The sequence below is a fragment of the Dyadobacter luteus genome (assembly GCF_003383615.1).
Lineage (GTDB): Bacteria > Bacteroidota > Bacteroidia > Cytophagales > Spirosomataceae > Dyadobacter > Dyadobacter luteus.
Genome location: NZ_QNUL01000033.1, coordinates 51293 through 66092, shown reverse-complemented (window position 1 = coordinate 66092; position 14800 = coordinate 51293). Strand labels below are relative to the sequence as shown.

Annotated in this window: 12 protein-coding genes; 6 read left to right on the top strand and 6 right to left on the bottom strand. The window is 42.5% G+C overall.

The annotated features are described in order from the left end of the window. The first annotated feature begins 126 nt into the window (after positions 1 to 126). The 3 genes from DSL64_RS25685 (at position 127) to fabF (ending at position 2860) form a co-directional block, all read left to right on the top strand. Complete coding sequence (locus DSL64_RS25685; protein WP_115833822.1) at positions 127 to 627, top strand: PaaI family thioesterase; 501 nt, start codon at positions 127 to 129, stop codon at positions 625 to 627. 42 nt (positions 628 to 669) lie between these two features. Beyond that, entirely contained in the window at positions 670 to 1410 is a 741-nt protein-coding gene (locus DSL64_RS25680) for an SDR family oxidoreductase (RefSeq protein WP_115833821.1), read from the top strand. A gap of 196 nt (positions 1411 to 1606) precedes the next feature. Then, on the top strand, positions 1607 to 2860 hold the full coding sequence (fabF, locus tag DSL64_RS25675; protein WP_115833827.1) for a beta-ketoacyl-ACP synthase II: 1254 nt from the start codon (positions 1607 to 1609) through the stop codon (positions 2858 to 2860). A 357-nt stretch (positions 2861 to 3217) separates the two neighbouring features. On the opposite strand, the gene DSL64_RS25670 is transcribed toward fabF, so the two are convergent. Next, the gene (locus DSL64_RS25670; RefSeq protein ID WP_115833820.1) at positions 3218 to 4036 is read right to left on the bottom strand and encodes an HAD family hydrolase; all 819 of its coding nucleotides are present in this window, start codon (positions 4034 to 4036) and stop codon (positions 3218 to 3220) included. Between the two features lie 170 nt (positions 4037 to 4206). Here DSL64_RS25670 and DSL64_RS25665 point away from each other — a divergent pair, with 170 nt between their 5' ends. After that, positions 4207 to 5106 (top strand): EamA family transporter, encoded by a 900-nt coding sequence (locus DSL64_RS25665; protein ID WP_115833819.1) that lies wholly within the window; start codon positions 4207 to 4209, stop codon positions 5104 to 5106. A gap of 711 nt (positions 5107 to 5817) precedes the next feature. On the opposite strand, the gene DSL64_RS25650 is transcribed toward DSL64_RS25665, so the two are convergent. The 3 genes from DSL64_RS25650 to DSL64_RS25640 all read right to left on the bottom strand — a co-directional run bounded on the left by DSL64_RS25650 (position 5818) and on the right by DSL64_RS25640 (position 7728). Next, a complete protein-coding gene (locus DSL64_RS25650) occupies positions 5818 to 6456 on the bottom strand; it encodes a class I SAM-dependent methyltransferase (RefSeq protein WP_115833816.1) in 639 nt (212 codons plus the stop codon). Positions 6457 to 6475: 19 nt separating this feature from the next. Further along, positions 6476 to 7387: a UbiA family prenyltransferase gene (locus tag DSL64_RS25645; RefSeq protein ID WP_115833815.1), complete on the bottom strand. Its 912-nt coding sequence runs from the start codon at positions 7385 to 7387 to the stop codon at positions 6476 to 6478. A 104-nt stretch (positions 7388 to 7491) separates the two neighbouring features. Beyond that, positions 7492 to 7728 (bottom strand): acyl carrier protein, encoded by a 237-nt coding sequence (locus DSL64_RS25640; RefSeq protein ID WP_115833814.1) that lies wholly within the window; start codon positions 7726 to 7728, stop codon positions 7492 to 7494. 329 nt (positions 7729 to 8057) lie between these two features. On the opposite strand from DSL64_RS25640, the gene DSL64_RS25635 reads away from it, so the two are divergent. Together DSL64_RS25635 and DSL64_RS25630 are read left to right on the top strand one after the other, a co-directional pair. Then, entirely contained in the window at positions 8058 to 9608 is a 1551-nt protein-coding gene (locus DSL64_RS25635) for a M20/M25/M40 family metallo-hydrolase (protein ID WP_115833813.1), read from the top strand. 125 nt (positions 9609 to 9733) lie between these two features. Then, positions 9734 to 12001 (top strand): M1 family metallopeptidase, encoded by a 2268-nt coding sequence (locus DSL64_RS25630; protein WP_115833812.1) that lies wholly within the window; start codon positions 9734 to 9736, stop codon positions 11999 to 12001. A gap of 9 nt (positions 12002 to 12010) precedes the next feature. Here DSL64_RS25630 and DSL64_RS25625 read toward each other — a convergent pair whose 3' ends face one another. Together DSL64_RS25625 and DSL64_RS25620 are read right to left on the bottom strand one after the other, a co-directional pair. Continuing rightward, positions 12011 to 13348 (bottom strand): rhamnogalacturonan acetylesterase, encoded by a 1338-nt coding sequence (locus DSL64_RS25625; protein WP_115833811.1) that lies wholly within the window; start codon positions 13346 to 13348, stop codon positions 12011 to 12013. After that, entirely contained in the window at positions 13314 to 14702 is a 1389-nt protein-coding gene (locus tag DSL64_RS25620) for a glycoside hydrolase family 88/105 protein (protein ID WP_115833810.1), read from the bottom strand. Before DSL64_RS25620 ends, DSL64_RS25625 begins: the two co-directional genes overlap by 35 nt. Between the last annotated feature and the right edge of the window lie 98 nt (positions 14703 to 14800).

Sequence of the window (14800 nt, the reverse complement as noted above, 5' to 3'; positions counted from 1 at the left end):
AAAATCAAAGAACGTTCATAATTAATTTATTTACAACGTGTTATAAGAATTTTTTAAAAGTTAACGCATCACTAGTAATTTGTAAACAAAAAATTTTAACTAAAAATATACCGATCGGTATTAATTATGAGTGAACAAATAAGAGAAAGAAATATAGTATGGGAAGATCCTTTGAAAGGAGCATCTGAGGCTTTACAACTGTCAGGATTAGAATATTTCGATAAAATAAAGGCTGGGGAATTACCTCTGCCGCCGCTTTTGACGGCGCTCGACTTTCATGCCGAACAAGTTGAAAAAGGAAGGGCAGTCTTTTCATTTGTGCCACAGGAATTCCATTACAATGCTATCGGTACAGTACACGGCGGCGTCATTTCAGCAATACTGGATACAGCTATGGGTTGCACACTTCATTCGATGCTACCCGCCGGAACCGGTTATACAACATTGGAATTGAAAGTGAATTTCCTGAAGGCGGTTACTATCAGATCCGGAGAGTTGAAAGCAGTTGGGAAAGCAATTCATACCGGTAGCCGTACTGCACTCGTAGAAGCACAACTGGTGGATGAGAACGGAACCATATATGCACACGGCGTTAGTACCTGTTTGCTCATGACATTGGGTCAATGATCACTGCAGTAATAAAGAATATACCAATAGCATAACATCAAAATGAAAACAACAGGAAATACAATATTAATAACAGGAGGTAGCGCAGGAATTGGATTTGAGCTGGCTCGTACACTTTCTGAAAATGGTAATCGGGTGATTATCACAGGTCGGAATACTGAAAGAATGGATAAAGCTTTAGTGGCTCTTTCAGGGGTGACAGGTATCGTATGCGATGTAACCAAGATTGACGATATCAACAAGCTGGCTGTGAAGTTGACTACAGATTTCCCTGATCTGAATATGGTAATTAACAATGCTGGTCAGGCTTATGTGAATACACTAACATCAGGAAATGCTGCGGAGAAAGCGGGTGAGGAAATGCTAACCAATTATCTGTCGATCATCAGACTGAACGAAAAGTTGTTGCCAATTTTGAAGAGTAATACCGAAGCGGCTATAGTAAATGTTTCAAGCATTGTGGCTTTTGTTCCTAATCATACCATGGCAACCTACGGAGCGAGCAAAGCAGCTTTGCATTCCTATAGCCAGTCATTGAGAATCCTGCTTGAAAGAACCTCCGGAGTGAAAGTATTTGAGTTGATGCCTCCGCTGGTAAACACAACATTTTCATCAGAGATTGGAGGAGCAAATGGAATTCCCCCTCAGGAGGTAGCAGATGCATTTTTGCATGCGCTAGGCAATGATCTCTTTGAAATTCATGTTGGGCGGACCGCAGATGTATACCATCTGGCACTATCGTCACCTGAGGATGCTTTACAGGCGATGAATCCGATAGGTTGATCTGTGTTTTTATATGCAAATAGGGTTCAATACCGGCGATGATCAGTCCACTGTAACCGGCTGTTTAATAGCATTCTTTTGAAGTAAAAAAATCTTTGTACATAGAAAAGTGCAAGGATTGAATATTTTTGCGCGGAATAAAACAGAATTAACCAAGCTAAACAGTTTTCGGCCTTGTGCAGAAAATCCTTATCAAATGAAAAGAGTCGTTGTAACCGGTCTGGGGGCGTTGACGCCACTGGGCAATACAGTAAATGAATTTTGGGAGAATATTCTTGCCGGTAAAAGCGGCGCAGGACCTATCACCAAGTTTGATACTTCGAAATTTAAAACACATTTCGCTTGTGAAGTAAAAAACTTCAATGCTGAAGAGTTTATTGATAAAAAAGAACTAAAAAAGTACGACACTTTTACTCAATATGCGATTGTAGCTTCTGATGAGGCGATCAAAGACGCAGGGCTGGACTTTTCTCAAATGACCGAAGAAGAGCGCCACGAAGTGGGGGTGATCTGGGGTAGTGGAAATGGTGGTATCGGGACATTCGAAGATCAGCTTCGTGAGTTTCACACTGGTGACGGCACTCCAAGATTTAGTCCGTTTTTTATCCCTAAAATGATTGTGGACATAGCGGCGGGTGTTGTCTCTATCCGCCATAAATTGCACGGTCCGAACTACTGTACTGTTTCTGCCTGCGCTTCATCGAACAATGCCATTATAGCAGCATTTGATACGATTCGTTTGGGAAAGGCTACTATTATGATCGCCGGAGGTTCAGAAGCAGCTATTACGCACTCGTCGTTGGGTGGTTTCAGTTCGGCACAGGCTTTGTCAAAAAGAAATGATGATCCTCAGACCGCTTCCCGCCCATTCGATAAAGACCGCGATGGTTTTGTAATGGGAGAAGGAGCGGGAGCATTGGTACTGGAAGAGCTTGACCATGCATTGGAACGTGGCGCAACTATTTATGCTGAAATGATCGGAGGCGGAATGGCTGCCGATGCATATCACCTTACAGGAACACCGCCGGATGGCTTGGGTGCCTATTTGGGTATGGCCAATGCGTTGAAAGATGCAGGTATAACACCGGATAAAATTGATTATGTAAATGCGCACGCAACGTCAACCGGACTTGGTGACATGAGCGAACTCAACGGTATAAAGCGTGTTTTTGGTGATCATCCTGTTGTGGTGGGAGCAACCAAATCCATGACCGGACACCTGCTTGGAGCTGCTGGAGCTGCTGAGAGTATCATCAGTATTCTGGCTGTTAAAAATGACGTTATTCCGGGCACGATCAATACTGAAAATCTGGATGAAAATATTCCTGCCGGTTTAAACATTGCACTAGGTAAGCCGGTATATCAGACTGTAAATTATGTATTGAACAATACTTTCGGCTTCGGCGGACACGTTGCGAGTTCGGTATTTAAGAAGTTTACAGGGAAATAGGGTTTTCAGGGACACAGAGTTTCACAGAGTAGGTGAAAGATCTCACGCAAAGAACGCAGAGAATTCACTGCATGCTTTACGGAAAACTTATCGGTCTTTGCGTGAAATATTGGTTTCCCGGGTTTTTAGAACACAGAGTTCCGCAGAGAAACTATGAGGTACACAGAGAATTGAATTATTCGCTGTGTACCTTTTTTCAATATATCTTTCAGAAATGCCTTGGCGGCCGTTGCGTGTTTTTTCCTTCTCTTTCTTTGCGTGAAATATTGCTGTTGAATTTTTGTAGACACAGAGGTTCACGAAGGGAAAAAGATATGCTAATTTTTCTTTTCTCTGTGTTCCTCTTCCTTTTCTCCTTTATCTCTGTGTAACCTCAACTCCATTAACCAGCGCACTCAGCACTTCTACCACACCATTCTCATCATTGCTTTTAGCTATGAAGCGGGCGATTTTTTTGATGTCTTCGTGCGCATTGGCCATCGCATACGAGTAATAGCCTTTTTGCAGCATTTCCAGGTCATTGAAGTAATCTCCGAAAACCATGGTTTGCTCAAACGTAACGCCGAATTTCTTTTGCAATACATCCATGGCTACTCCCTTGTTCGCCAATGGGTGAGATATATCAAGCCAGATCGGCCCGGATACCTTCACTTTAAGCGAATTTTCCAGGTGTTTGTAATGAGGATAACTATTCGCTTCTGAACCTGTGAGGTCACATAAGGTGAATTTCAAAAACTGGTCGTCTTCGACTTTCAGCAGGTCTTCAACGATTTCATAACGTTCAAAATACAATTCCAGCTGACTGATAAACTCCGGCTCCGAATTCTGAACATATGCTTTCTTTTTTCCACAGATGATCGGGAAAGTGTGAGGGATACTTTTAGATATCCTGATTAAATCTCTCACTATTTCATGCTCCACAGGCTGCACATGGATTTCTTCGTCACGGAATACTACATAACTTCCGTTTTCAGCAGCGAAAATTACTTCATCTTTGACTTCATCCAAAGCCTTCAACAAGTTGTAATATTGCCTTCCGCTGGCAGCAACGAATACAATTCCCTGCTCTTTTATTTTTTTGAAAACCGGCACAAATGAATCGTTAAGCTCATGTTTTGAATTCAAAAGAGTGCCGTCCATGTCGGTGGCAATAAGGCGGATATCGGAAGCTGGCATATTTTAAAGTTGAATGTCGGTCAATAAACAAGTGAAAAACAATAGGGTTGGTTCATTTGTCAGCGAGGTTTTATCCAATTTTTACACATAAATCTAAGATCTGTGAACCTGACCTTTCGTGACGCTGTTTGATTTGAACCGGGCTCCGCTGCAAATAAAAGTTTTTTCTCATGAAGTTGTACAAGTATTATCTGATCGCCTTTCTTTCATTCATGATCTGGGGCTTTTTCAGTCTCGCACTGAAACCGTTACACGATTATCCCTCCCTTGATATTCTGTTTTATCGCGTGTTCTTATGTGCGGTCATCATGCTGGTTATCAGTTTTGTTATCAGGATTCAGGTATTGAAGAAAAGTATTGAACTAATCAGGGCTATGCCGAAGAGAGAACAGCAGAGCCTGATAAAAAGAACTCTCGGTGGTGGTATATTGCTGACAGCCAACTGGTTTTTCTTTATTTACGTAATGAATCATATCAGCGTAAAAGCTGCCTCATTTGCATATCTGGTTTGCCCGATTCTCACTACCGTCATTGCCTTTTTCGTTTTGCAGGAAAAGCTTAGTAAATGGCAGTGGGTAGCAGTCGCGCTTAGTGTGATTAGTTGCCTGCTATTGTCTTTTAATAACATAGCTGATGTGGCGTACAGCATGATTGTGGCCTTTTCTTACGCTTTGTATCTGGTGACACAAAGGAAAAACTTTGGGATTGATAAATTTTTGATATTGACGGTGCAAATCTCTTTTTCGGCATTGTTACTTTTACCTTTTTATCCTGTTTACAGCGCACCGTTGCCTTCTGATCCCGTATTTTATGGATTTATAGCCCTTATCGCGGTGCTATTTACAATACTGCCGTTGTTTATGAACCTTTATGCATTGCAGGGAGTCAATTCATCAACAATGGGTATTATGCTGTATATCAATCCGCTGATGAATTTCAGCATAGCGCTATTTTACTTTCACGAACCGATCAATCAGTTTCAGATGGTCGCTTATTCACTGATCCTGTTATCCATCGTGGTTTTTAATGAACGACATATTTTCAGGAGAAGGAGTGCTTTGGCCGGGTGACTTTTGATAGCCAATAATCTATTAAACTTGTTACATGTAAAACGGGCTTCTCAGAGCCTGAAACATGTGGATCTGACAAAAATCAAAAACTCTAAGTTGCCATAATCAGGCGTATGCTTAGAATTTTGAATGTATTTCCATGTATAGAAGTTGTAGAGTTATTGACTCTTACGGGCATCCCTTCTTGCCATTAACAAACCATAAAGTATACTCCCTGTCGTGTAACCAATCATTTTCGACATACCTAGTGCATTTGTTAACCAATGGGCATAAAGAACTTCGAAGGGGTTTCCCTTAATCCAATCGTATATTACTTTAGAAAAGAAACTACCGGTGACAAAAATTAGAAAAAATTTTAGTGAATGAATAGCGAAGTTGCTGAATTTTAAATGTTTCATTCTGGTGAAAATGTTGATGAAGGTGTGAAATAATATTTGAGAAGAGAATGAAAATAGGAGCCAGGCCTGTACTATTCTTGACTATCTCGTAATCTCCATGCTCTGTATATACCGAGAAAAATAGCAATCAGCAAGTACCGTAAGGCCTTTCTTTTTACAAAAAAGTCATCTTTACAGTAAATCAGAGCATCATTAAGTGAATCTCCGCTAAAAAGTGAAGACGTCAATGCTACCTCAAAAGTGATTATGGTAAACCCAGCCAGAATTTTAGCGGTTTCAATGGCAATTGTGCGTAGATTCATAAACCTGCTTCTTACTCCGGCGAAATCCTAACGTAAACATAAGATTTGATGAAGCCATACATACGCTGATAGACGTACATTCCCCGGAATTTGTTTTGAGCAAAAAGCGTTTTCACCGGCACCAGATGTCTCGATTCAATATGGCAGATTACCCTGAAAAAATATAGCATCGCTTTTAACAAAACCCGTTGCCAACAATGACTTTTTTTCTCGTCAATGTGGAAGTCGGCAAAGAGCCATTTTCCGTGAACAGTAAGTAGTTGTGAAAGTTTGTCGAAAACCAGCTTCACTTTCTCTTCTCCAAAATTATCGAACAGAAAGGCCGTGATAATAATATCGAAAGTCTGATTTGTATCGTAAGCTTCAATTGCGAGATTCACGAATTCAATGCTATTCTTGCCATTATTGCGCTTTTTGGCCAGATTAATCATTTTCTCGGATATCTCAACATAGGTAATCCGTAGTCCGGAAGTATGTGTTTTTGCCAGTTCCGAAAGAATCCATCCCGTACCTCCCCCTACAATCAGGATTGAGCTATTGGAGGGAATATGTTGTAGGAGACAGGTTTGTGAAAGGATCAGGTTCCGTCCGAAAATGATCCTGCTGAGCCGGTCATAATGACTGGCGATAGGGTCGTAATTATTGTTCATATAGGTGTGTATGTGAATGTCAGCTCAATGTACGGAGTAACATAATTCCTGCTATCCCGCATATGGCCTTCAAAAGTAACAGACCATCAATCACGATTAGATAATACAGTATTTTTTTGGGTTGCTGTAATGCATAAGCTACATACAGTAAACTCAAAAATGGTATCAGATTTATCCCGATCACAACGGCACTGAAATTTTTGAAGTGAGTAAATATAAGTAAAGAAATTATTCCTACGAGTAGTAATGGAATGATGACAAAAAATATCGTTTGATAGAGTCCGAATCGTACCACAAAAGTTTTCAATTGTCGGTTAGAATCGTCTTCATAATCCTTAATGTCGAACATGATGGCATTGACCGTACAAAACATCCAGTTTTTCAGGAAAAGCCACAACATGAAGTCAGGTTGAGCCACTTCCACTCCATATTGAATATGCGCCATCGTTACAGGAATGAAATTAACCGAACCCGCCCATACAAAACCAATGACAAATGCTTTCAACCAACCTGTATTGCGCAAATTAAATGAACTTGGTAGGAGGCCGTAATACAGTAATGCCGCTATGGGAATACTTACAAGCAGGATCCAATAATATATAGGAAGACTTAGTATTGATGGAAGGTACTGATAAAGCAAAAAGCCTGCTGACAGAATACAAATACAAAGAAATACAATCTGGGTAAGTCGGGTGAACGATCTGTGGGTTCTATACCATTCCGTCCGGGGGTTCTGAGATGCTGGTGACGTTGCAGCTCCGGAATAGGCGTAGGTATAATACAAAACTGTTGCTGCAAAAAGGAGAATGTAATAGGCAGGAGATGCCAGAGGCAAACTCAGCTGAAAAACAGTTTCAACCGAAAGTGCTACTGCCAGAAATCCTACAAAGTAGTTGGCAAAAAATATGAATTGAATAATTCGCGAAAGCATTCTTAAATGTACTGATACAAAGAATGCAAAAGTAAGCGGCAAAGGATTTGATTTGTGAAAATTCCCGGAAAAGCTGAAGTCCTCCGGGATATATAGGTCTGTAACTAAGCGGTTACGGCTATTTTATGCTGTAGGTATTCGTATATAGCACCCACTGTTTGAAGCTTCGGATAGTCGTCATCGGGAATACTCACCTTGAACTGATCTTCCATTTGCAGGACAATATCAACAGTATCAAGGCTGTCCAGACCCAGGTCATGTGTAAGACTTGCGTTGTCAGTGATGGAAGATGTAGGAAGACCTGTGGATGTGGCTAGTATGGTACGGAGCTGCTCTTTCATTTTTACATGGTTTGAGGTAATACTTTATTATGGAAGTTTTCCTGTAAAGTTGAATGCAAGCAGTAACCGGTTTTGGTATTTAGATGTACTTATTACGTATAAACTGCCAACGGTAAAATGCTGAAAGTCTATATATGGTTTACCACAAATCTTTTGTACTTGTTGCAAAGTTTGGTGATTTTCTTGATTAAAATATGATTTAAACTGAAAGGAGGATTTGATTTTGTTTTGGTACTATTATCGGATTCCGTTCGAATGTTTTGGTATAAAAAGGTTTCGTGAGTCATATTTTTTAATTTCGGTCATCACAACTAATCCTTAATAAATTTATGAAGAAAATATCCTGTTCGCTGATGGTGGCTGCTCTACTGTCAACTGGCTATGCTTTTGCGCAAAAAAATGATGCAGTAATTGATGGTATTGTGAAGGAAGCAACCGAAAATTCTCAGCTGGAAAAACTTGCGCATGAGTTGATGGATGTAGTAGGTCCGCGATTGGTAGGATCTCCTCAAATGCAACAGGCCAATGATTGGGCCATTGCGAAATATAAAGGCTGGAATATTTCAGCCAAAAATGAAAAATGGGGCGAATGGAGAGGCTGGGAGCGTGGCGCTTCGCACATTGATATGGTTGCACCCCGCGTGAAATCGCTGGAAGGAATGCAACTCGCATGGAGTCCGGGTACAGGCGGGAAAACCGTTACCGCCGAGGTTGTAATCATTCCTGACCTTGCAGATTCTCTTGCTTTTCAAAAATGGTTACCTTCTGTGAAAGGTAAGTTTGTGATGATCAGTATGAATCAGCCAACAGGGCGCCCGGATTACAACTGGAAAGAATTTGCAACTGAAGAGTCATTTGAAAAAATGAAAAAGAACCGTGACTTGCAGACTGAGGCATGGACAAAACGAATTGCAAAAACAGGACTGAACGGACGTACTTTACCGGGAGCATTGGAGAAAGCGGGGGCGGCTGGTATCGTGATGTCGTATTGGTCTAAGGGATTCGGGGCTAACAAAATTTTTGGTGCCAATACAAAAAAAATCCCGACCGTGGATATTTCGCTTGAAGATTATGGTCTGCTGTATCGTCTGGCCGAATCCGGAAATACGCCTAAAATAAGTGTAAAAGCCGATTCAAAGGAATTGGGAATGGTTCCTACTTTCAATACGATTGCAGAGATTAAAGGGAGTGAAAAACCGGACGAGTACGTAATTCTTTCGGCGCATTTCGATTCGTGGGATGGCGGAACAGGAGCAACGGACAACGGAACCGGAACGATCGTGATGATGGAAGCGATGCGCATTTTAAAGAAAATATACCCCAATCCTAAACGTACTATTCTGGTCGGACACTGGGGGAGTGAAGAACAAGGGCTGAATGGCTCCCGCGCTTTTGTGGAAGATCATCCTGAAATTGTTAATAATATTCAGGCAGTATTCAATCAGGATAATGGAACGGGCCGGGTAGTGAATATGGCCGGACAGGGTTTCCTGAACTCATATGAGTATCTGGGTCGCTGGCTGTCGAAAGTACCTGATGGAATCCGTTCTCAGATCGAAACCAAATTTCCTGGTGCACCGGGTGCCGGAGGTTCTGATTTTGCCTCTTTCGTCGCTGCCGGAGCACCTGCATTTTCACTCAGCTCGCTGAACTGGTCGTATGGAACGTATACCTGGCATACCAACAGAGATACGTATGACAAAATTGTATTCGACGATGTAAGAAGTAATGCAATTCTGGCGGCGATACTGGCTTATCAGGCAAGTGAAGATCCTGCTAAAACCTCTCGTGAGAAGAGTATTTTGCCACTCAATTCAAAAGGAGAGCCGGGAGTATGGCCCCAGCCTCAGAAAGCAACACGAAAAGGTGGTGCAAACTAGATTTTTTCGCACAACTTATGTGACCGGTAACTTTGGGGATAGTCCTGAGGGTACCGGTTTTTTTGTTTTCACCAATTCATAATTTGAAATATCGTATATCTTTATAGGACAAAATCCGATCCACTATGCGCACTATTCTACTGATTTTTAATCTCTTTGTTTACAGTTGTTTATTGGCTCAAAAGGACGCTCACCTGGTTGATCCGGCAATGGCGGACTTATCGACAGAAGATATTTCCCGCATAGAGATGCACCGTCACGAGAAACAGATATCTGCCAGAAGTATGGCATCTCTGGCGTCTTCTAATTTTGATGTGAAATATTACAGAGGGGAATGGGAGGTAGATCCGGAGGTGAACTATATCAAAGGAAAACTGACGGCGTATTACGTGATGACCACTGCGGGGAATTCTATTTCATTTGACCTTTCCGGCGCATTAGCGGTTTCACAAGTAACTCAGCGATCAACAACTTTGTCTTCTATCCAATCTGGTGATGAGCTTCAAATTACATTTCCGTCCAATGTGCCAGCTGGAACACTGGATTCTGTCAGCATTACTTATGAAGGCGCTCCCGTAAGTTCGGGCAATGGGTCTTTTGTCCTTAGAACACATGGTAGTCCGGCTGTTCCGGTGATGTGGACATTAAGCGAGCCATTCGGAAGCCGGGATTGGTGGCCATGCAAAAACGGATTGGATGACAAGGCAGATAACGGGATTGACATATTCATTACACATCCTGCAGCATACAAGGCTGCGGCCAACGGTGTCCTGAAAAGCGAAACAGCAGTTGCCGGGAATAAGGTCGTGACGCATTGGCAGCACAAATATGCCATTGCCAGCTATCTGGTATGTTTCGCAGTAACCAATTACACGGTATTTAATAACAGCGTTACCATAGGTTCAGCCCAGCTCCCGATGCAGACACATTGTTACCCGGAGAGCCTGGCAGCGTTTCAGGCCGGAACCCAAAATACACTGGACGGACTTCAACTGTTCAGCAACTGGTTCGGAACTTATCCTTTTATGAATGAAAAATACGGGCATGTGCAGTTTGGATGGAATGGAGGTATGGAGCATCAAACCAGCTCATTTATGTTTAATCTGAGTGAGAATCTGGTGATGCACGAACTGGCGCATCAGTGGTTTGGAAATAAGATCACTTGTGGAAGTTGGGAAGATATATGGTTGAATGAGGGTTTTGCAACGCATTTAGCCAGTATGTACATGGAGCATAAATATCCGTCAGATACCAGAACAAGAAGACAGGGTGAAATAAATCTGATCACTAATTCTGCTGGTGGTTCTGTTCGTGTAGATGATGTGAGCAATGTGAGCCACATTTTTAGCAGCAGGCTTAGCTATTATAAGGGATCCCATTTGTTATACATGCTTCGCTGGATTCTCGGGGATCAGGTATTTTTCAATGCTGTTCGCAATTACATTGATGATCCGTCGCTCGTTTTTCATTTTGCCCGAACCCAGCACTTGAAAGCACATCTGGAAGCGGCGAGTGGTAAAGACCTGACCTATTTTTTCGACCAGTGGTTTACAGGGCAGGGATATCCGTCTTATCAATTGGAATGGTCACCAACGGGTTCTTCCGTTCAGTTTAAACTCAGCCAAACTACCTCACACAGTTCGGTAAGTTTTTTTCAGCTGCCTGTACCTGTTTTGTTCCGGAACGCAACTACAGGGCAGGAAAAACTTGTCGTTGCCAATCACACTTCAAATGGTCAGACTTTTACTGAAAACCTGGGTTTTGCTGCAGAAACTGCCGTGATTGATCCTGACTATTGGCTGATCACCAGGAATAATACTGTAACTAAAGTGGATACACCGCTTCCTGTGGTATTTACTTATTTAAAAGCAAATTGTGGATTGGAAGGAGTTGCATTGAACTGGGGAACCGCATCCGAGGTGAACGCCGATTATTTTGAAATTGAGAAAAGTAATGATGGGATTTCGTGGGAAGCTATTGGTGTTGTAAAGGCTGCGGGAAGCACCACGCTTGCTCAAAATTATGCTTTTACCAATCTTTATTCTGGTCAGCTCACTTACTACCGTATTGCAGAACATGCCGATGATGGCAAGGTGATGTACAGCCGAATCCTGCAAAGCGATTGCAGGGAAGCATTGCAAGATTTAAATATTTCTCCTAATCCTGTTGCGTATATGGTGAAAGTGAAAAATGGACCTGGAAATGTATCCATCAAATCCTATTACGTTTACGATGTCTCCGGTCAGGTTGTAATGAAAGAGCAAAACATAAAAGACGCTGAGACAAAGAAGGGGAATATATCTGTTTCAAAACTTAAACCCGGTTTATATCTTTTACAAATAGAAACCGGGAAAGGAGAGCTGCCCCGGTCTTTGAAGTTTTTGAAACAATAAGCCATTTGTTCAATTACCATCAGGTTTCACAGCATTCGCTAGTGGGCTTTGCGGGAAATCGAACGTATCGATTGGCGTAGGTGTAGCAGGGTCATAGGCAGGAATTCCGGGCACCAGATAAGACGCAAGCTGACTGTCTGCTTTCCGGATGCCTTCAATGATACAACGTGCCAGCTGATAGGCTCCGTAGTTACTGAAATGCGTATTGTCTGCAATAGGATCCTTTCTGCCGGGGATGGTATTGGCTGCTACATGAACAAAAGCTTTTTTCGATTCTTCTTCACCCAGGGTCTCCCAAAGGATTTTACTCATGGCATTCAGATCAATAAGAGCTACCTGGTGTTCTTTCGCAGTGAGCCTGACCGCCTCAGGAAAGTCTCCCAGCGTATTGATGATATGTCCCGTTGAATCAAAATTGCGTCTGTGCATAGAAGTAACCAGTAGAGGAATTCCGCCTTTAGCCCGTGTTTGTTCAATGAGTCCTTCGAGCAAGGCTTTGTAGCCTACAAAGGGCTGAAGATCTTTCTGTTTCTGGTCGTTATGAGCAAACTCAATAAAAAGGTAATCACCTTTTTTCATTTGAGAGAAAATTTTGGCAGATCTTTTTGCACCGTTAAAACTCCGGAGCGATTCTCCTGATTCAGCATAATTGGCAACCACAACGGAACCTGGCTGGAAAAAACGTGGAATCATTTGTCCCCACGATGCATAGGGCTCATTCGCCTGATCCACCACTGTTGAGTTTCCTGCAAGAAAAATGGTTTTTGCCGTTTCGTTAGGTACGATTTCCAGTGTGCAAATCTTAGGCTGTTTCCCGGTAAACTCAAAAGTGAGCTGATCGTCCCAGTGGAGATAATCCAGTTCGCGTGGTTTAAGCGCTATTTTTTCAGTTTCATTGATTTTGGGAGAACGCAGATTTACCGTAAAATCCGAACTCTTAAATTCGCCTTTGGAAGTCGCAACGCCTTCAATCATTAATCTCCTGCACTCTACCTTCACAGTAGTATGAGAGGTGCCGTTGGCATCACCGGTCAGTAAACGAATATCGTAATTACCCTCAGGTAGTTTTACAGAAAAGAAAAAAGCCGAGTCGGCTGTTATATAATCATTGCGAAGCTGATCCTTCCCTTTTTGACTGATACTTTTAATCTGTATGCCGGAGAGAAATCCATAGCCTTTTTCGCTGGTATAGCTATCCTCAGGTGTGATGCGGGTATATCCTTTTTCAGTTTTACCAGTACCAAAATCAAAACGCAGTGGTTGGGCCACTACGTTCTGAACTATTCCGGTTAGTATAAAACAAATCAGGACATTACTTTTTTTGAAGTAACTGAACAGAGCTGTCATTAATTTCAAAAGATTTGTTGTTCAATAAAGTGATCACTTCGGCACCAGCCATGATAACCGGTCCGTAGCCATGTGCCGCATACGGACTGATAGGACGGTGGTAGTAAAATGCAGGATCAAAGCCCATTCCGGTTCCTACGCAGGTACCTTCAACTTGTCCTTCCTTATTGATTTTGGTCGACACCGCATTCCATGCAAGAAGCGTCATGGGTGCATAGGTCAGCCCATCTATCCAGCCGTTGTTAATAGCCTTAGCAATAGAATAAGCATAAATTGCCGTTGCCGAAGTTTCCAGATAAGAATCATTTCGATCAAGCAATTGGTGCCAGAATCCTGAACCGGACTGGTAAGAAGCCAGCCCTTTGACATGTGCTTTCAATAGTGCCAGTATTTTTGGACGACCCGGATGGTTTGCAGGAAGTACATCCAGTAGTTCCACTTTTGTGAGGATTCCCCAGCCATTCGCGCGCGCCCAGTGAAACTGCGGATGTTCGGTCATGCCTTCTACCCAACCGTGCATGTATACACCCTTCTCTTTATTGAACATTCTGTCAGAAATCTGTAAAACCTGCTTTACAGCTTCATCATAATACTTTTTCTCACCGGTGAGTTTTCCCATTTGAGCCAATGCGGGTACAGCCATAAACAGGTCGTCGAGCCATATCGTATTCGGTTGAGGGCGCATTCTTGCCAGCGATCCGTCTTTCAGCTTATGCTCTTTATTCAAAATGTAATCAATATGGCTATCAATCAGCGGTCGGAAGTTTCCTTTGCTACCATCACGCGTTGCTTTGATCATCGCGGCACACATCGCTCCGCAATCGTCCAGCGCATGCGGGTCTACCAATCCGCGTAACGGACCCGAAGTGGCCCAGTCAGCATGCTCCTGACTCGTTTTTTTGAAATATGGAACGGATTCAGCGATGAACTGCAGTCGTGTATCGGAGTATTCCTTGAATTTGGGATCTCCTGTTACTTTGCTTGCAAGCAGCATGGCAGCGTAAGTCACGCCCCATTCGTAGCTCACAATACGGTAATCTCCTTTTTGTAAAGCTGTATTCTGGTCAATTTTAGTCAGATCTGTCACTGCCTTTCCTGTCTTGGAATCGACAAAAGCGGCGGGAGTAACCTTGCTCAGATAGCCATGAATACGGTTAAGGTCATTAATGATATTTTCCTTTTTTACGATGCCATAAGGAACCGGATAATCAGGTTGCAGCAGGTGCAAAGGTGTGTTGGAATCGTTGGCTTTGGTTTCGTTGCGTTGCGCAAAACAGTTGCTGCCAAATGTAAGTAAACCACATAGTAGGGCACTTGCAGCGACATGATTTTTAGGTAAATAATTGAGCGGCATAAAGGTATAATTTGGGTCTTTGTAAGGTTTACAAATATGCTTAAAAAGAAGTGATGCACAGTCACGTACTCACCTGCTTCCTGAATTATTCTGCTGTA

Bases quoted from the DNA above. Each gene is read 5' to 3' on its own strand.
- DSL64_RS25685 (WP_115833822.1), top strand. From the start codon at position 127: ATGAGTGAACAAATAAGAGAAAGAAATATAGTATGGGAAGATCCTTTG.
- DSL64_RS25680 (WP_115833821.1), top strand. From the start codon at position 670: ATGAAAACAACAGGAAATACAATATTAATAACAGGAGGTAGCGCAGGA.
- fabF (WP_115833827.1), top strand. From the start codon at position 1,607: ATGAAAAGAGTCGTTGTAACCGGTCTGGGGGCGTTGACGCCACTGGGC.
- DSL64_RS25670 (WP_115833820.1), bottom strand. From the start codon at position 4,036: ATGCCAGCTTCCGATATCCGCCTTATTGCCACCGACATGGACGGCACT.
- DSL64_RS25665 (WP_115833819.1), top strand. From the start codon at position 4,207: ATGAAGTTGTACAAGTATTATCTGATCGCCTTTCTTTCATTCATGATC.
- DSL64_RS25650 (WP_115833816.1), bottom strand. From the start codon at position 6,456: ATGAACAATAATTACGACCCTATCGCCAGTCATTATGACCGGCTCAGC.
- DSL64_RS25645 (WP_115833815.1), bottom strand. From the start codon at position 7,387: ATGCTTTCGCGAATTATTCAATTCATATTTTTTGCCAACTACTTTGTA.
- DSL64_RS25640 (WP_115833814.1), bottom strand. From the start codon at position 7,728: ATGAAAGAGCAGCTCCGTACCATACTAGCCACATCCACAGGTCTTCCT.
- DSL64_RS25635 (WP_115833813.1), top strand. From the start codon at position 8,058: ATGAAGAAAATATCCTGTTCGCTGATGGTGGCTGCTCTACTGTCAACT.
- DSL64_RS25630 (WP_115833812.1), top strand. From the start codon at position 9,734: ATGCGCACTATTCTACTGATTTTTAATCTCTTTGTTTACAGTTGTTTA.
- DSL64_RS25625 (WP_115833811.1), bottom strand. From the start codon at position 13,348: ATGACAGCTCTGTTCAGTTACTTCAAAAAAAGTAATGTCCTGATTTGT.
- DSL64_RS25620 (WP_115833810.1), bottom strand. From the start codon at position 14,702: ATGCCGCTCAATTATTTACCTAAAAATCATGTCGCTGCAAGTGCCCTA.